Annotated in this window: 19 protein-coding genes; 5 read left to right on the top strand and 14 right to left on the bottom strand. The window is 67.3% G+C overall.

The window, feature by feature from the left end; genetic code table 11:
• Positions 1 to 152: 152 nt before the first annotated feature.
• Positions 153 to 665 (bottom strand): peptidoglycan-associated lipoprotein Pal, encoded by a 513-nt coding sequence (gene pal, locus NWE53_RS13635; RefSeq protein ID WP_265054908.1) that lies wholly within the window; start codon positions 663 to 665, stop codon positions 153 to 155.
• Between the two features lie 377 nt (positions 666 to 1042).
• Here pal and NWE53_RS13630 point away from each other — a divergent pair, with 377 nt between their 5' ends.
• On the top strand, positions 1043 to 1843 hold the full coding sequence (locus NWE53_RS13630) for an aldolase (protein WP_265054785.1): 801 nt from the start codon (positions 1043 to 1045) through the stop codon (positions 1841 to 1843).
• Positions 1844 to 2022: 179 nt separating this feature from the next.
• Here the strand turns inward: NWE53_RS13630 and tolB are convergent, their stop codons facing one another.
• From tolB to tolQ, 4 genes are read right to left on the bottom strand one after another with little or no spacing between them, the layout of a single operon-like run.
• Positions 2023 to 3360 carry a Tol-Pal system beta propeller repeat protein TolB gene (tolB, locus tag NWE53_RS13625; RefSeq protein ID WP_265054784.1) on the bottom strand — a complete coding sequence of 446 codons (1338 nt, stop codon included), beginning with the start codon at positions 3358 to 3360 and terminating at the stop codon, positions 2023 to 2025.
• Positions 3361 to 3365: 5 nt separating this feature from the next.
• On the bottom strand, positions 3366 to 4574 hold the full coding sequence (gene tolA, locus NWE53_RS13620; RefSeq protein ID WP_265054783.1) for a cell envelope integrity protein TolA: 1209 nt from the start codon (positions 4572 to 4574) through the stop codon (positions 3366 to 3368).
• 28 nt (positions 4575 to 4602) lie between these two features.
• Positions 4603 to 5052: an ExbD/TolR family protein gene (locus tag NWE53_RS13615; protein WP_265054782.1), complete on the bottom strand. Its 450-nt coding sequence runs from the start codon at positions 5050 to 5052 to the stop codon at positions 4603 to 4605.
• A 12-nt stretch (positions 5053 to 5064) separates the two neighbouring features.
• Positions 5065 to 5775, bottom strand: a complete 711-nt coding sequence (tolQ, locus tag NWE53_RS13610) for a protein TolQ (RefSeq protein WP_265054781.1) — start codon at positions 5773 to 5775, stop codon at positions 5065 to 5067.
• Positions 5776 to 6080: 305 nt separating this feature from the next.
• Here tolQ and NWE53_RS13605 point away from each other — a divergent pair, with 305 nt between their 5' ends.
• Entirely contained in the window at positions 6081 to 6329 is a 249-nt protein-coding gene (locus NWE53_RS13605; RefSeq protein ID WP_265054780.1) for a hypothetical protein, read from the top strand.
• Positions 6330 to 6427: 98 nt separating this feature from the next.
• On the top strand, positions 6428 to 7009 hold the full coding sequence (locus NWE53_RS13600; protein WP_265054779.1) for a hypothetical protein: 582 nt from the start codon (positions 6428 to 6430) through the stop codon (positions 7007 to 7009).
• A gap of 146 nt (positions 7010 to 7155) precedes the next feature.
• Here NWE53_RS13600 and NWE53_RS13595 read toward each other — a convergent pair whose 3' ends face one another.
• The 3 genes from NWE53_RS13595 to ybgC form a co-directional block, all read right to left on the bottom strand.
• Positions 7156 to 7614: a DUF2852 domain-containing protein gene (locus NWE53_RS13595; RefSeq protein WP_265054778.1), complete on the bottom strand. Its 459-nt coding sequence runs from the start codon at positions 7612 to 7614 to the stop codon at positions 7156 to 7158.
• A gap of 95 nt (positions 7615 to 7709) precedes the next feature.
• The gene (locus tag NWE53_RS13590; protein ID WP_265054777.1) at positions 7710 to 8366 is read right to left on the bottom strand and encodes a TetR/AcrR family transcriptional regulator; all 657 of its coding nucleotides are present in this window, start codon (positions 8364 to 8366) and stop codon (positions 7710 to 7712) included.
• Positions 8367 to 8421: 55 nt separating this feature from the next.
• Positions 8422 to 8826, bottom strand: coding sequence for a tol-pal system-associated acyl-CoA thioesterase (gene ybgC, locus NWE53_RS13585; RefSeq protein WP_320109573.1), 405 nt, complete (start codon positions 8824 to 8826; stop codon positions 8422 to 8424).
• Between the two features lie 158 nt (positions 8827 to 8984).
• On the opposite strand from ybgC, the gene NWE53_RS13580 reads away from it, so the two are divergent.
• Positions 8985 to 9500 carry a hypothetical protein gene (locus tag NWE53_RS13580; RefSeq protein ID WP_265054776.1) on the top strand — a complete coding sequence of 172 codons (516 nt, stop codon included), beginning with the start codon at positions 8985 to 8987 and terminating at the stop codon, positions 9498 to 9500.
• A 48-nt stretch (positions 9501 to 9548) separates the two neighbouring features.
• On the opposite strand, the gene NWE53_RS13575 is transcribed toward NWE53_RS13580, so the two are convergent.
• From NWE53_RS13575 to ruvC, 5 genes are read right to left on the bottom strand one after another with little or no spacing between them, the layout of a single operon-like run.
• The gene (locus NWE53_RS13575) at positions 9549 to 10088 is read right to left on the bottom strand and encodes a YbjP/YqhG family protein (protein ID WP_265054775.1); all 540 of its coding nucleotides are present in this window, start codon (positions 10086 to 10088) and stop codon (positions 9549 to 9551) included.
• A complete protein-coding gene (gene ruvB, locus NWE53_RS13570; RefSeq protein ID WP_265054906.1) occupies positions 10085 to 11110 on the bottom strand; it encodes a Holliday junction branch migration DNA helicase RuvB in 1026 nt (341 codons plus the stop codon). Before ruvB ends, NWE53_RS13575 begins: the two co-directional genes overlap by 4 nt.
• Before the next feature lie 23 nt (positions 11111 to 11133).
• A complete protein-coding gene (locus NWE53_RS13565; protein WP_265054774.1) occupies positions 11134 to 11622 on the bottom strand; it encodes a GNAT family N-acetyltransferase in 489 nt (162 codons plus the stop codon).
• Entirely contained in the window at positions 11619 to 12236 is a 618-nt protein-coding gene (gene ruvA / locus NWE53_RS13560; protein ID WP_265054773.1) for a Holliday junction branch migration protein RuvA, read from the bottom strand. The genes NWE53_RS13565 and ruvA overlap by 4 nt, the downstream gene beginning before the upstream one ends.
• Before the next feature lie 25 nt (positions 12237 to 12261).
• Positions 12262 to 12777 carry a crossover junction endodeoxyribonuclease RuvC gene (gene ruvC / locus NWE53_RS13555; RefSeq protein ID WP_265054772.1) on the bottom strand — a complete coding sequence of 172 codons (516 nt, stop codon included), beginning with the start codon at positions 12775 to 12777 and terminating at the stop codon, positions 12262 to 12264.
• Positions 12778 to 12930: 153 nt separating this feature from the next.
• On the opposite strand from ruvC, the gene NWE53_RS13550 reads away from it, so the two are divergent.
• Entirely contained in the window at positions 12931 to 13710 is a 780-nt protein-coding gene (locus NWE53_RS13550) for a sulfite exporter TauE/SafE family protein (RefSeq protein WP_265054771.1), read from the top strand.
• Positions 13711 to 13723: 13 nt separating this feature from the next.
• On the opposite strand, the gene NWE53_RS13545 is transcribed toward NWE53_RS13550, so the two are convergent.
• On the bottom strand, positions 13724 to 14674 hold the full coding sequence (locus NWE53_RS13545) for an IS110 family RNA-guided transposase (protein WP_265050007.1): 951 nt from the start codon (positions 14672 to 14674) through the stop codon (positions 13724 to 13726).
• Positions 14675 to 14731 lie beyond the last annotated feature (57 nt).

The following is a 14731-nucleotide window of genomic DNA, read 5'->3' as shown; positions in this document are numbered from 1 at the left end:
CCGGAAGAAAAGGCGCCTCTTTCTGTCCGAGATTCTCGGGTCGGTCTGCGCTTCGCTTCGCTTCGCCCGAGAATGACAGCAATTCGCCCATAAGCGAAAAGACCCCGGACGTCGCCGTCCGGGGTCTTTTTTATTGTGCGTTTTCGCTGCGATCAGACGCCCGGCGCGCCGCCGGCGCCGTCCAGCACCGTGACGGAGCGGCGGTTCTGCGACCAGCAGGAGATGTCGTTGCAGACCGCGACCGGGCGCTCCTTGCCGTAGGAGATGGTGCGCATGCGGTTGGCCTGGATGCCGCGCGAAGCGAGGTAGTCGCGCACCGTCTGGGCGCGGCGGGCGCCGAGCGAATAGTTGTACTCGCGCGTGCCGCGCTCGTCGGCGTGGCCCTCGACCGTGAAGGTGTAGCGCGGATAGCGCTGCAGCCAGCCGGCCTGCTTGTCGAGCGTGGTGGTGGCGGTGGAGGTCAGGTCGGTGGAGTCGGTCTCGAAGAAGACGCGGTCGCCGACATTGACGACGAAGTCCTGCGCGCTGCCGGGCGTCGCGGCGCCGCCGGCGCCGAAGCCCGAGGCATCCGCGTTCTGATCCTTGGCGCAGGCGCCGAGTGCGAGCGTTGCGGCAATGGCGGCGGCGAAACGGACGGCACGGCCGCCGGTGAAGAGAGTGGTCATCATGGCTGAACTCCGGGCGATCAAATCTTTTGGCGGCGCGCTTCGAAGAGGGCTTCGCATGGCTCCATCAATGAAGCGTCAACCTAAACGAGACCTTGCCAGAACAAGGCGAAGTGGCGGCATTAGGGCGTATGGTTAACCAATTATGGCGAAAGGCGTTTCCGCCAGCGGATGTGGTGCGGCGGACACATCGGATGCCGGGCCGCCGGCTGCGGGTCGATTGTGGAGCATGCCGACGCCTTCATCGGGGCCACGAAAGAAGCTTGCAAATCGGCGGAGCAATTGCAGCGCCTGTTTCGCCGGGCCGGCCCTATCGTTCCGCAAGCGTCGGCTCGATGCTTGCTTCGTTTCCGCCTTCCCGTCGACCGGAGATCGCGATGGCCCATTCCCTCAAGTCCGGCGCTGCGAGCACGGCGCCCATCCGCGGTCCGAACCAGCCCGACCTCGACTCCGAGGTGGTATGGGAGGTGCGCCGGGACCTTGCCGCGACGTTCCGGATGGCGGCGCGTTATGGCTTCGAGGAGGGGATCTGCAATCACTTCTCCGCGCTCGTGCCGGGCTATGACAACCTGTTCATGGTCAATCCCTATGGCTGGGCCTTCCGGGAGCTGACGGCGTCGAAGCTGCTGATCTGCGACTTCCACGGCAATGTCGTGTCCGGCGAGGGCGAGCCCGAGGCTACCGCCTTCTACATCCATGCCCGGATCCACAAGAACATCCCGCGCGCCAAGGTCGCCTTCCACACCCATATGCCCTACGCGACGGCACTCTCGATGACCGAGGGCGATCCGCTGATCTTCGCCGGGCAGACGGCGCTGAAGTTCTACGGCCGCACGGCCGTGGACCGGGACTATAACGGGCTGGCCCTCGACGAGCGCGAGGGGGACCGCATCGCGGCTGCGGTCGGCGGGGCCGATATCGTCTTCATGAAGCATCACGGCGTCATGGTGCTCGGGCCGAGCATCGCCGAGGCCTGGGACGATCTCTATTATCTGGAGCGCGCCTGCGAAGTTCAGGCTCTCGCGCTCTCGACGGGGCGCCAGGTGCTGCCGGTCAAGCCGGAGATCGCCGAGGCGGCCTATCGGCAGATGCGCGAGGGTGACCCGGAATCGGCGCGCCTGCATCTGGCCTCGATCCGCCGGCAGCTCGACGCCGAGGAGCCGGCCTATCGCGATTGAGCCGGCAGCATCGCAAAAGCAAAAGCCGCCCGAGATCATCGGGCGGCTTTTTGGGTCATGCCGGCCGGAGCGAAGCGTGGATCCGAGATCCATGCCTGAACCTTGATCGGCAGCGCTCCGGCATGGATCCCGGGTCAAGCCCGGGATGACGGCGTGTTTCCGAGGAAAACCAGTTCGCCTCAGCGCGCCGCGGTCAGCAGGGGCGACCAGGTCGGGTCGGAGGCGAAGGCCGGGGTCGGCACCGGCACTTCGACGCGGCCGGTGATGTCCACCATGTACAATTTGCCGCCGGACTGGCCGCCGGGATCGCGGAAGAACATCAGGTACTGGCCGTTCGGGGCCCAGTTCGGCGCCTCGTTGTGGAAGCCCTCGGTCAGGATGCGCTCGCCCGAGCCGTCGGGGCGCATCACGCCGATGGCGAAGCCGCCGCCGCCCTGGCGGGTGAAGGCGATCAGGTCGCCGCGCGGCGACCAGGAGGGCTGCGAGTAGCGGCCCTGGCCGAAGGAGATGCGCTGGCCGTCGCCGCCGGCGGACGACATCACATAAAGCTGCTGCTGGCCGCCGCGGTCGCTCTCGAAGACGATCTTCGAGCCGTCGGGCGCATAGGAGGGCGAGGTGTCGATCGCCGCCGTCGAGGTCAGCCGCGTCGTCGAACGCGAGCCGATGTCGATGGCATAGAGATTGGCGTTGCCGCCCTGCTGCAGCGAGAGAACGACGCGCTGGCCGTTGGGCGCGAAGCGCGGGCTCGAGCTCATGTCGGGGAAGTTGCCGACGACCTGGCGCTGGCCGGTCTCGATGTTGAGCACCTGCACGCGCGGCTGCTCGCCCTGGCGCTGGGTCATGAAGGTGACGTCCTGCGAGACCGGCGAGTAGCGCGGCGTCACCACAGAGGTGTCGCCATTGGTGAGAAAGCGCACATTGGCGCCGTCCTGGTCCATGATGGCGAGGCGCTTGCGGCGGTTTTCCTTCGGACCGGATTCGTCGACGAAGACGACGCGGGTGTCGAAGAAGCCGCCGAGCCCGGTGACCTTGCTGAAGATGGCGTCCGAGATGATGTGGCCGACGCGGCGGGCATTGCTCGGGTCGGTGAAATATTGCTGGCCGTCGGTCTGCGTGCCGGTCGCGACGTCCCAGAGCCGGAACTCGGCGCGGATGCGGCCGGCCTCGCGCGCGACTCGGCCGGTCACCAGCGCCTGCACGCCGCTGGCCTTCCAGGCGTCGAAGCGGGGCGCCGCGTCGAAGGGCGGGTTCGCCTCCGGGAAGCGGCTCTTGTCGATCGGCGTGAAGTAGCCGCAGCGCTTCAGGTTGTTGGTGATGACGCCGGAGACGAGGACGCCGCCTTCGCCGGCGAAGTCGGCGATGGCGATCGGCATCGGCTGGAACGCGCCGCCGCGCAGGTCAATGACGAGTTCGGCGCGGGCAGCCGTGGGCACCAGCAGCGCGGCACCGGCCGTCGCCAGAAGGCGGCGGCGGGTCGGAGCGGCGGTGAGGAAGGGGAGGGGGGTACGGTCGATCATCGGGGTCACATGACGTCCCTTGCGTCGAAATTGACGACGACATCGCGCCAATCGTCATAATAAGAGGCGAATTGAGCCGGAATGCGCAATGGCGCGCAGCGGCGGGTGGCGGTCAGCGCCGAGTCGGCGGCGACGCGGAAAAGCGGGTCGGCGGAGGAGTTGATGACGCCCGGCTGGCCGGCGAGCGAGCCGTCGGTGTTCAGCTTCATCCGGACCGAGGGCACGATATTGCCGTTGCCATGCGCATTGGCGAGCGCGATCGGCACGTTCCAGCACTTCAGGAGCTGGTCCTGGATGATGCCGATGAGCTGGGCCCGAAGCGAGGGGCTGAGCTTCTGCGAGGCGCCGCGCTCGGTGCCCAGCGAGGCTGTGCGGTTGACCTGCGGCGCCGAGGAGCCGGACGACTGCGCCTTCTCCTTCGACTGGAGCAGCTTGGCGATATCGCTGGCGTTGAAGTTCTTGGCGATCTCGGCTTCGCGCTTCGCCTTGGCTTCCGCCTCCTGCTTGGCCTTGGCCTCGGCGGCGAGCTTCGCCTTCTGCTCGGCCTCTGCCTTCGCCTTGGCGGCGGCTTCGACCTTCTCCTTCGCGGCCTTGTCGGCTTCGGCCTTGGCGAGCGCCTCGGCCTTGGCCTTTGCGTCAGCCGCGCGCTTGGCGGCCTGGGCTTCCGCTTCCGACTTGGCCTTGGCGGCGGCCTTCGCCTCTTCCTCGGCCTGCTTCGCCTTGGAGGCGATTTCGGCCTCCTCGGCGAGCTTGGCGAGTTCCTCGCGCTTCTGCTCGGCCTCGCGCGCGGCGGCGGCCTCGCTCTTCTGCGGCGGCTGCTTGGCGGGTTCGGGCGGCTTGGCCTCGGGCTTCGGCAGTTCGACTGAGCGGGTCGGCGGCAGAGGCGTGGAAGCGTTGTCGTCGGCGGTCTTCAGCTCGGGCGGACGTGAAGGCGGGGCGGGCGTGTCGGTCTTGGCCTCGCCGGCCTCCTTGCGCTCGACCGTCTCGGACTGGCGCTCGGCGCGGGGCGTCGGCTGGGCCTGCACCTTCTCGGCGCTGCGCTCGCCGCGCGTGACCTGGTTTAGCGCGTTGGGATCGATGATCTCGACGGCGATCGCCTCCTCGTTCTCCGGCAGCGGCGCCGGCGAGGCGAACGCCAGCAGCCCCGCGACGAGGACCGTCGCGTGGCCGAGCGCCGACACCAGCATGCCAGGTTCGGAGGTCGTAAGCTTCACGCCCTGAACACCCTTGCTTTCTTCGCTCTCAGCGGCTCGCCGGTTCGGTGACCAGCGCAACCCGCTTGAAGCCGGCCGAGGTGATGGTCGACATCACCGAGGCGACCCGGCCATAGTCGACCAGCTTGTCGCCGCGCACATAGATGCGTTCGTCGAAGCCCTGCTTCGCCAGGCCCTGCAGCTTGGCGACCAGATCCGGCTCCAGCGTCGGCTGGTCCTGCAGGAAGATCTGGCCCTTGCTGTCGATGGCGATGGTGACCGGCTTCTGGTCGACGTTGATCGGCTTGGCGCCGGTCTGCGGCAGGTCGAGCGGCACGCCGGTCGCGATCAGCGGCGCGGCGACCATGAAGATGATGAGCAACACCAGCATGACGTCGATGAACGGCGTCATGTTGATCTCAGCGATGGCGCCGTGGCGGCGCCCGCGTCGACCCCGGCGGCCTGAGCCCTTTGCGCCTGTGGCGGCGGACATACCCATGCTTTCAGCCCCTCAAGCCGCCATGCGCTCGTCGATCTGCCGCGACAGGATCGCGGAGAACTCGTCGGCGAAGGCCTCGAGCCGGCCTTGAGCCTTGGCGACCTCGGCCTGGAGCTTGTTGTAGGCCATCAGCGCGGGAATCGCGGCGAACAGGCCGATCGCGGTGGCAAAGAGCGCCTCGGCAATGCCGGGGGCGACGACCGCGAGCGAGGAATTCTTGGAGACCGCGATGGCGGTGAAGGAATGCATGATGCCCCAGACCGTGCCGAAGAGGCCGATGAAGGGCGCGGCCGAGGCGATGGTTGAGAGCACGAGGAGCTTCGATTCCAGCCGTTCGGTCTCACGCTGGATGGTGACGTCCAGCACCTTGTCGATGCGCTGCGAGAGGCTGGCGACCGAGCGCCCGCCATTCTCGAAGGAGCGCTTCCACTCCCGCATCGCCGCGACGAAGACGGCGGCCATGTCGTTGACCGGCTTGCCGGCGAGATCGCGATAGAGCTCCTCGAGCGAGCGGCCGGACCAGAACACCTCCTCGAAGGCGTCCATGTCCTTGCGCGTGCGCCGATAGAGCAGCGTCTTGTCGATGATGATCGACCAGCACCAGATCGAGGCGCCGATCAGGCCCAGCATCACCAGCTTGACCACGATGTGAGCATGCCAGAACAGCGTCCAGAACGACATGTCGATCTGCGGCGCGGCCTGCGCAACGTCGGCGGGGTTCATCCTGTCATCCTTCTCACCCAGGCGGTACGACCGACGGCCGAGCCTGCAAGGCCCATGGCCCCGATCCAAACCCCGCCGCTCGCGTCGCGGGAGACCCACGCCGCCGCCCGTTTCGCGATCCGGGGAAATGCCGTACCCCGTCAATCGCGCGCGAATCCGGCGAAAGATGGGCCGAAACGGGGTTTCCCACGGAACACATGCTCCGCAATGAGTTAAGCATCCAGCAAGGTTAATGTGGGGTATACGGCTGGCGCGATGCCTCAAGGGCGCTGAGAGGCAACCTCCGACGACCCCTCTCGGATCGCGTGACGCACGAGCGCTTTACAGATCTGGCGCCGTTCTGGCCGGTATTCCGCGTGGATTCGAGGGACGAGTTCACGAACGACAGAGATGTCGTCAAGGCTGGTTTTCGAGAAAAGCCGGTGATCGGATTCGATCCGCCGGAGGGGCGCACGACCAGCCTCGTGCCTCGAATGGCCGGGCTGGAAGGTCCGAAATTTACCGGTTCAGGGCTCGGGATTTATCTGGATAAGCACCCGCAAGAATTTGGCTGAAACTCTCGGCGGAAGACTCTACTACTGCTCCTGCGGCTATCATCCGCGACAAGATGCTAGAATTGACCCGGAGTTGCTTTCTTAGCGGAGAGGTTTCCATGTCGAAGCATATTGGTCTGATTGTTGCGATTTCGATCGCATTGGGGGCGGCCGGTTGCGCCACCACCCCTGAGGTTACCAGCCGAACAGTGATCGTCGCGGGGGTGGGCCCGGTCGATATCGAGCGCCTTACCGTCCGCGTCGTGTCGGTCGATCCGCCCAACCGCGCGGTGGTCGTCGAGCAGCGCGGCTATCGATGGCTCGTCGACGTTCCGCCGGTCTTCGGCAATCTTGAGAATGTCCGCGAGGGAGACATGGTCGAGATCAACCGGGTCGAGGGGGTTGTCGTCGACGTCCGGCGCAACAAGCGTGGTGCGAAGCCCAGGATCACCTACACCGAGGCGGCGAGCGCGCCGTCGTTCCAGAACCTGCCAGAAAAATTCGTCGCACGGTCGGTGACGCTGACGGCGCGGTTCGAACGATTCGACGCGGCCAACAGCGTCGTGAGCTATGTCGGCCCCTTCGGCCCGCGTTCGCTCACCGTCACCGACCCTGACGTGAAGGCGAATCTGCAGAAGCTCCGCCGGGGCGACATGGTGGATCTCAGCTTCGCCGAGGCATTCTACATCGTGCTCAGATAGCATTCGCCGAGGCGCAATGCCTGCCCGGGCTCCGGGCAGGCAGACCCGTTCCGCGTTGGCGATGCGATGTAAGCTCCTGCATGCGACGAAAAAGCCCGCCCCGGCAGACCGGAGCGGGCTCTCATCTGCATCTGCCGTAGCAGGCGTCAGGCGGCGTCGGGCTGCGCCGGAGGATTCGCCGGCGGCTGATTGCGGCGGTCGGCCATGAACTGGTCGAACTCGGACTTGTCGCGAGCCATGCGCAGCCGGTCCAGGAAGTCGTGGAACTCGCGCTGTTCCTCTTCGAGGCGGCGCAGCGTCTCGGCACGGTACTCGTCGAAGGCGCGGTTGCCGCTGGAGGGGCCGCCGCGGCCCCAGCCGCCGAAGCCGCTTCCGAAGCCGCCTTCGCGGCCGGCCATGCGCTCGCGCAGCCGGTCCATCTTGCCCTGAAGACGGCTCATCCGGTGCTCGTACCGGTCTCCTGCGTAACCACAACCCATGCGTCCACTCCAGAACAGAAAGGCCAGGGTCGCCAGACCCAAGGGCCAGAACACGATGAAGCCGAGAACCGCGAAGGCGATCCAGGCACCCTTCCCATATTCGTCAAGCTTGGCGACGATCGGCATTGCTCCCTCACTCTAATGATCGTGAATGTAAATCACATTTACATAAATGGATCCAGCTGCGCCGATTGTCAAGAAGCCTGCCGCCCGGAATTGCTTCAGTCGGGCTTCGCCGCGCCCTTGGGGCCGATGCCGAGGCCCTGGAGATAGATCAGCATGCCGGCCTCGAGCAGCTCGGCCGCCGACATCGGCAGAGGGCGACGGCCGCCATCGGCCCGGCCGAACAGGGCGGCGACGCCGTGCGACATCGCCCAGACATGCAGTGCCATCATCAGGGCCGGCGGGCGCTTGCCCTGCGGCAATTGCGCGATCAGGGCCTCCGCCGCCTGGCGCAGCCCGGCGAAGGCGCGATCGGCCGCCGCGCGCAGCTCCGCGCTGGCATCGAGCGGCACGCCGGCCTCGAACATGGCCGAATAATAGGCCGGCTCGTCATGGGCGAAGGCGAGATAGGCGCGGCCCAGCCGGTGGAAGGCGGTCTCGGGATCGGGCTTGCCCTGGTCCCAGGCGCGGGCGAGGGCGGCCTCGAACGCCTGGAACCCGCGAGTCGCAACATCGGCCAGTAATTCGTCGCGGTCCCGGAAATGGCGATAGGGCGCGGCGGGGCTGACGCCGGCCAAGCGCGCCGCCTCGGCGAAGGTGAAGCCGTTCGGCCCCTTCTCGCCGATCAACCCGAGCGCAGCCCGCACCAGCTCCTCCTTGAGGTTGCCGTGGTGATAGCCGCGGGGCGTTTCGGGTCGGTCGCGCTTCCAGCTCATGTAAGGAGCGCTAACATATGGGCGGCCGGCGCGTCGATGGGCATGCGCGATATCGTCATTCGTCGAGCATCAGCCGCTTGCGCAGCTCGTCGGGGATACGCCGTGCCCGGCCGGCGCCGACGCAGGCGACCTTGACCGCGGCCGCGATCAACACCTCCTCGCCGCGCAGCACGCGCTGCTCCAGATCCATGGTCGCCCCGCGGGCTTCGACCGAGCGGGTCTCGACGGTCAGCAGATCGTCCATCACGGCAGGGCGGAGGAAATCGATCGTCATCTTGCGCACCGCGAAGCCGAGCGCGGTCTCGCCGTCGAAAAGCTCGCGCTGCTCGATGCCGAGCGCGCGGATCAGCTCGGTGCGCCCGCGCTCCATGAAGCGCAGATAGGAGGCGTGGTAGACGACGCCGGAAAAATCCGTGTCCTCGTAGTAGACACGAATGTCGATGCGGTGGGTCCTGCTCATCTCGCTCCGGCCGTTATCCATCGGTCGGCCACGGCATAGACCATCGCGCGCGCCAGCGGAACGGCCTGGCCGGACGGGAGGCTGCGACGATCGCACCCGGAACCCAGCCGTGAAGACGGGCGTTGGCCGTTGCGTAGCCAACTGCAAGGGAGGACATGATGGCCCAATCGACAAAGGCGACGGCGCGGCTGCTCGACAAGACCGAGCTCGACCTCGTCGCCCGCACCCAGCGCGGCGCGATCGGCTCGCTGCCGGCGGACGACCTGCGCGAGCTCGCCACCCAGTTGCGCGAGCGCCGCGACAAGGCGCGCGACGGCGCGCGTCGCCAGAAGCGCGAGATGCGCGGCAAGGCCGAGCCCAAAGGTGCGAAGCCGGCCAGCGACAACAGCGGCACCAAGGCCAAGGCCGACGCGCTGACGGCAGCCTTGAAGCGCGTCGGCGCCGAGCGCACGCGCCGCGCCGAGAAGGAAAGGGCGCCCAGCCAGCGCAGCCTCGCGCGCAAGGCACTGGCGCTGAAGCAGCGTCAGAATGCCGTGGAACGGCCAAGGAGCCGGACCGCCGGCAAGGGCATGCAGCCGGTCGAGAATCCGAAGGCCGTCAAGTCGGGCGCCCTCAAGGATGCTGGCGCCCGTCCCGCGATGATGCGCGCGAAGATGGCTCGCCGTAGCGGCTGATCCATCGGCGCGTTCCGGGGGCGCGGCTGCCTCAGGCCCTGCGAGCGCTCAGCGCTTGCAGGGCTTGTTCATGAAGGAGCCGCAGTCATAGGGCTTCGAGAGCTCGTCGCGGATCGAATAATCCTTGCCCTCGAAGCGGTTGACGATGTCGTCGATGCGCCACCCGCCGTCTTCCTCAACCATGCGGAACCGCACGGTGACCGGCTGCTTGAAGCTGCGGAAGGTGGCGGTGACCTGTGCCTTGCCGTTCGCCGGCTTCTCGGTGACGGCGACATGCAGGTTCTTCACCTCGCCATCCTGGCCATTGATGAAGGGATCGGCGCCGATCTGACCCATCTCGCCGCTTTCGTCCTGATAGAGATCGTCTCGGGCGAAGAGAGCGGCGAGGCTCTTGCTGAGGAGTCTGTCGCGATGCGGCGGGCGCCAGGGCGGCTCGCCGGAAGCCGCGAGCGTCTTGATGGTGATGGCATAGGCGTCCTTCACCGGCCGGTCCGGCGTTGCCTCGGCCGCGCGGGCCGCGATCGCCAGCAGGGCGGTGAGCCCGGTCAAAGCGAGCGCGAGCGCAAGCTGGCGGAAGGCCGCGATCATGCCTCGCTCTCTTCGTCCCCGAACAGGCCGAACTGCGCTGTCTCGCGCGACGGCTCGGGCATGCCGAGATGGCGGAAGGCGTGCGGCGTCAGCAGGCGTCCGCGAGGGGTGCGCTGGATGAAGCCCTGCTGGAGCAGGAAGGGCTCGATGATCTCCTCGATCGCGTCGCGCGGCTCGGAGAGCGAGGCGGCGATGGTCTCGATCCCGACCGGGCCGCCGCCGAAATTGATCGCGACCGTGGTGAGGTAGCGTCGGTCCATCTGGTCGAGGCCGATCGCATCGACGTCGAGCAGGGAGAGCGCCTTGTCGGCGACCTTTCGGGTGACGATCGGGTCGCCGTCGACGATGGCGAAGTCGCGCACGCGGCGCAGCAGCCGGCCGGCGATGCGCGGTGTACCCCGGGAACGCTTGGCGATCTCGTTGGCGCCATCGTCGGACATCGGCACGCCCAATACGCGGGCGCCGCGGGCGACGATGCCCTGCAATTCCTCGACCGTGTAGAACTGCAGGCGGATAGGGATGCCGAAACGGTCGCGCAGCGGCGTCGTCAGCAGGCCAGCGCGGGTGGTGGCGCCGACGAGGGTGAATTTCGGCAGGTCGATCTTGACCGAGCGCGCCGCCGGGCCTTCGCCGATGATGAGGTCGAGCTGGTAGTCCTCCATCGCCGGATAGAGGATTTCCTCGACCGCCGGGTTGAGCCGGTGGATCTCGTCGATGAAGAGCACGTCGCGCTCTTCCAGATTGGTGAGCTGGGCGGCGAGATCGCCGGCCTTGGCGATCACCGGCCCGGAGGTCGAGCGGAAATTGACGCCGAGCTCGCGCGCCACGATCTGCGCCAGCGTCGTCTTGCCGAGACCAGGCGGGCCGACGAATAGGACATGGTCGAGCGCGTCGCCACGGCTTTTGGCGGCGTTGATGAAGACCTGGAGATTCGCGCGCGCCGCGGCCTGGCCGGTGAAATCGGCGAGCGAAAGCGGGCGCAGCGAGGTTTCGCTGTCGTCCTCGCGGCGTTCGGCCGTCATCAGCCCGGAGCGTTTCGGCTCGCTCACAGCGCGATCTCCAGTTCGAGGGCGTCGTGGATCGGAATGTCCATGTATCCCGTCTTGATGATGGTCGGCACGACCGAGCGATAGGCGTCGATGGCTTCGAGATAAAGCCCCGAGAGGCGAAAGCCGCGGCGCTGATAGAAGGTCATGCCTGGCATGTTGTCGTTGGTCAGCATCGCCTTGAGCCTCTTGGCGCCGGCCTTGCGCGCCGAGAAGATGACGGCGTCGAGCATGCGGATCGCCACGCCTTCGCCGGTTTTCAGCGAGTGGAGCGCGCAGAGATAGGCGGTGTCGCCCCTGACCGTCCAGCTCGCCAGCGCGGCCGTCGTGCCGTCAGGCTCGAACAGGCCGAGCGCGTCGATCTCGGCGACGTCGTAGACGTGCAGGCCGATCATCATGCTGTGCGAGCCCCAGCTCGCCAGCATGATCCGCAGGAGCTCGCGCTTGTCGGTGACGATGCGCAGGTCCAGCTCTTCGGGCGCGCTCACTTCGCCAGTTCCTTCAGGCCCAGCTTGATGAGCTGGGCCGTGCCCGCGCCGTCGCCGGCCGCCTTGGCGGCAGCCGCGACCGCCGCGATGGCCTGTGCCTGAGGATAGCCGAGATTGGCGAGCGCCGAGACCGCGTCGGCGATCGGCTGCGGCAGCTTCCTGTCTTCGAGCGCGCCGGAGAGCTGGACGATGCCGGGGTCGATATGGCCGAAGGCCGGTGCCTTGTCCTTGAGCTCGGCGCAGAGGCGCTGGGCGAGCTTGGGGCCGACGCCGGGCGCGCGCGCGATCGCGGCCTTGTCGTTGGTGGCGATGGCGGTGGCGAGGCTGCCTGGATCGAGCGTCGAGAGGATGGCGAGTGCGACCTTGGCGCCGACGCCCTGCACCACCTGCATCAGCCGGAACCAGTCGCGCTCGATATCGGACATGAAGCCGTAGAGGCGGATCGCATCCTCGCGGACATGGGTCTCGATCGAGAGCGCTGCCGCCTCGCCGGGCTTGGGCAGGCGCTGCAGCGTGCGCGCCGAGCACTGCACGACATAGCCGACGCCCTGCACGTCGATGATGACGTGGTCCTCGCCGTAGGAATCGATCAGGCCCTTGAGCTTGCCGATCATGGTTGCCGTCCCCCAACGGTCACGTTCAACCCGCCGCGCGCATCTGCGCGACGAGCGCTTTGATGCCGCGATGCTGGGCATGGCAGATCGCGACCGCGAGCGCGTCCGCCGCGTCGGCGGATCTGGTCTCGGCCTTGGGCAGCAGCACGCGGATCATCGCCTGCACCTGCTTCTTGTCGGCGTGGCCGACGCCGACCACGGTCTTCTTGACGAGGTTGGCGGCGTATTCGGCGACGCTGAGGCCCGCGAGCGCGGGCACGACCAGCGCGATGCCGCGGGCCTGGCCGAGCTTCAGCGCCGATTGCGGATCGCGATTGATGAAGGTCTCCTCGACCGCGGCCTCATGCGGACTGTGCGCGACGATGACCTGGTGCAGGCCCTCATGCAGCTGCCGCAGGCGCTCGCCGAGGGACAGATCGCCGTCGCTCTCGATGCAGCCGCAGGCGACGAAGGAGAGCTTGCTGCCCTCGGAGACGACGATGCCCCAGCCGGTCTTCCGGAGGCCGGGATCGAGACCGAGGATGCGAATCGCGGGTGCCATGACACGCCCAAACTAGCGGGTGTTTCGGACTTGTCCCATGCGGAACTTGAGTGGAGATGAATTCTCCTCATCGATCCCATCAAAAAGGAAAGCTGTTCTTGCCGGAGGCCGGCAGGCATGTTCGCCAGAGAATTATCCTCTCGCGCCGATGCCATGCCTTTCAGCCTTGCCTCCTTCATGCCCGGCCTGACGGCCGACGGCATCGCCGTCCTGCTGGCCGCTACCCTGCTCGGCGGGCTGGTGCGCGGCTTCACCGGCTTCGGCTTCGCGATGGTGTTCATGCCGCTGGCCTCGATGGTGCTCGGGCCGGTGGCGGCGCTGGGGCTGATCTGGTTCATCGACCTGCCCTTCGCTCTGCCGATCGCGGCGCGCAGTTCCAAGAATGCCGAGTGGAGCGAGATTCTGCCGCTGCTGCTGACGGCGACATTGGCGTTGCCGGCCGGGATCTGGCTGCTGATCTGGCTCGACCGCGAGACGATGCGCTGGCTCCTCGCCCTGCTGGTGCTTCTCGCCGTCGGCCTCATGGCCTCGGGCTGGCGCTATCACGGGCGCCCGACGATCCCGCTATCGCTCGGTGTCGGCGCGCTGTCGGGGCTGTTCAACGGCATGGCCTCGATCGGCGGCATGCCGCTCGCGGTGTTCTGGCTCGGTGCGCAGCGCAACGACCGGCACAAGACGCGGGCCAACATGCAGACCTTCTTCGGCGTCTCGACGCTGATCAGCGGCACCGTTCTGTGGTGGAAGGGCATCCTGACCGGCGGCGCGTTGCTGATGGCGGTGCCGCTCTTCGCGGTCTACGGCGTCGGGCTCTGGGCCGGCACGCACGGCTTCCGGCTCGCTTCTGAGCGGAACTTCCGGCGCGGCGCCTATCTGGTGATCTTCTTGAGCGCGCTGATCAGCCTGCCGCTCTGGGACGTGGTGATCGGGCGGTAGTCGAGGACCGTCATCAACTCAGTTTGTTTTGGTCTCTGACGCGGGCATTTGCGATGACGATGATGCGTCGCATGATTGCGGTGAGAGCGACGATTGGCTTTTTTCCGTTTGCGATGAGGCGTGTGTAGGCGTCGCGCATGGCGGGGTCGTGCCTTGCGGCGGCCATTGCGGGCATGAACAGGGCGGCCTTGATTTCGGCCCTGCCGCCTCTGGTTGGGCGGTAGGCGTCTCGACTGCCGCTCTGGTTTGGATGAGGAGCCAGGCCTGCGAGTGCGGCGGCCTGGCGCCGGCTGATGCGTCCGAGCTCGGGCATGAGTGCGATGAGGGTGGCGGCGGTGGTCGTTCCGATGCCGCGGATGGAGCGCAAGGCCTGCTCGCTTCTGTCGGTGCGGGCGATGGTGCGCAGGGTCTCGGCGATGGTTTGCGCCAGGGCGGCGATCTGGGCTTTGAGGCAGTCGTGCAGGGCCTGGAGCGGGGCTTTGACCGGTTCGATGCCGGGAGCGTTGAGCCGGTTGGTGCAGGCCGTTCTCTGGGCGACGAGATCGGCTCTGGTCCGCACCAGGACCTGGAGGCGCTCGCGTGCCGGGGCGGGCGCCTGCCAGCGGATCAGCCGAGCGTGGCGCTCGGCGCCGTAGCGGGCAAGCGCCCTGGCATCGAGCGCATCGCTCTTCCCGAGCGTCCCATAGGAGCGGATGAAGGCCTTGACCTTGCGGGCATCGGCGCGATGGGCCGGGCAGCCGGCTGAGACGAGCGCCGCCAGCAGGGCGTCCTCATAGCCGCCCGTCGCCTCGCAGACGACGAGGCAGTCCGGGCCGAGCCCGGCTGCGAAGGCTGCCAGGGCCGAAGCCTCGTTAGGGAGACTGCCGAGGGTGTCGCCGCGGCTGTCGAAGACGACGATCCCGGCCTTGCCGACATCACAGCCGAGGAAACGGGAGGGTTCAGGGACCGTGGTGCAAACCGGCATCGGGAGCTATCCTCGAAGGGCTTGTGATTGTCTGCGGGCGTTCGGCTCATGCGAAGA

This window comes from Bosea sp. NBC_00550 (assembly GCF_026020075.1).
Taxonomy (GTDB): Bacteria; Pseudomonadota; Alphaproteobacteria; order Rhizobiales; family Beijerinckiaceae; genus Allobosea.
Note: the sequence above shows the minus strand (reverse complement) of the source record. Positions and strands in the feature narration are given on the sequence as shown.

What these genes read in the sequence shown, in the direction of transcription:
- ruvC (WP_265054772.1), bottom strand. Translation starts at nt 12,777, where the DNA reads ATGGCACCCGCGATTCGCATCCTCGGTCTCGATCCCGGCCTCCGGAAG.
- ybgC (WP_320109573.1), bottom strand. Translation starts at nt 8,826, where the DNA reads ATGAGCAGGACCCACCGCATCGACATTCGTGTCTACTACGAGGACACG.
- NWE53_RS13550 (WP_265054771.1), top strand. Translation starts at nt 12,931, where the DNA reads ATGCCTTTCAGCCTTGCCTCCTTCATGCCCGGCCTGACGGCCGACGGC.
- NWE53_RS13600 (WP_265054779.1), top strand. Translation starts at nt 6,428, where the DNA reads ATGTCGAAGCATATTGGTCTGATTGTTGCGATTTCGATCGCATTGGGG.
- tolQ (WP_265054781.1), bottom strand. Translation starts at nt 5,775, where the DNA reads ATGAACCCCGCCGACGTTGCGCAGGCCGCGCCGCAGATCGACATGTCG.
- NWE53_RS13590 (WP_265054777.1), bottom strand. Translation starts at nt 8,366, where the DNA reads ATGAGCTGGAAGCGCGACCGACCCGAAACGCCCCGCGGCTATCACCAC.
- NWE53_RS13630 (WP_265054785.1), top strand. Translation starts at nt 1,043, where the DNA reads ATGGCCCATTCCCTCAAGTCCGGCGCTGCGAGCACGGCGCCCATCCGC.
- ruvB (WP_265054906.1), bottom strand. Translation starts at nt 11,110, where the DNA reads ATGACGGCCGAACGCCGCGAGGACGACAGCGAAACCTCGCTGCGCCCG.
- tolB (WP_265054784.1), bottom strand. Translation starts at nt 3,360, where the DNA reads ATGATCGACCGTACCCCCCTCCCCTTCCTCACCGCCGCTCCGACCCGC.
- ruvA (WP_265054773.1), bottom strand. Translation starts at nt 12,236, where the DNA reads ATGATCGGCAAGCTCAAGGGCCTGATCGATTCCTACGGCGAGGACCAC.
- NWE53_RS13580 (WP_265054776.1), top strand. Translation starts at nt 8,985, where the DNA reads ATGGCCCAATCGACAAAGGCGACGGCGCGGCTGCTCGACAAGACCGAG.
- NWE53_RS13545 (WP_265050007.1), bottom strand. Translation starts at nt 14,674, where the DNA reads ATGCCGGTTTGCACCACGGTCCCTGAACCCTCCCGTTTCCTCGGCTGT.
- NWE53_RS13595 (WP_265054778.1), bottom strand. Translation starts at nt 7,614, where the DNA reads ATGCCGATCGTCGCCAAGCTTGACGAATATGGGAAGGGTGCCTGGATC.
- NWE53_RS13615 (WP_265054782.1), bottom strand. Translation starts at nt 5,052, where the DNA reads ATGGGTATGTCCGCCGCCACAGGCGCAAAGGGCTCAGGCCGCCGGGGT.
- NWE53_RS13575 (WP_265054775.1), bottom strand. Translation starts at nt 10,088, where the DNA reads ATGATCGCGGCCTTCCGCCAGCTTGCGCTCGCGCTCGCTTTGACCGGG.
- pal (WP_265054908.1), bottom strand. Translation starts at nt 665, where the DNA reads ATGACCACTCTCTTCACCGGCGGCCGTGCCGTCCGTTTCGCCGCCGCC.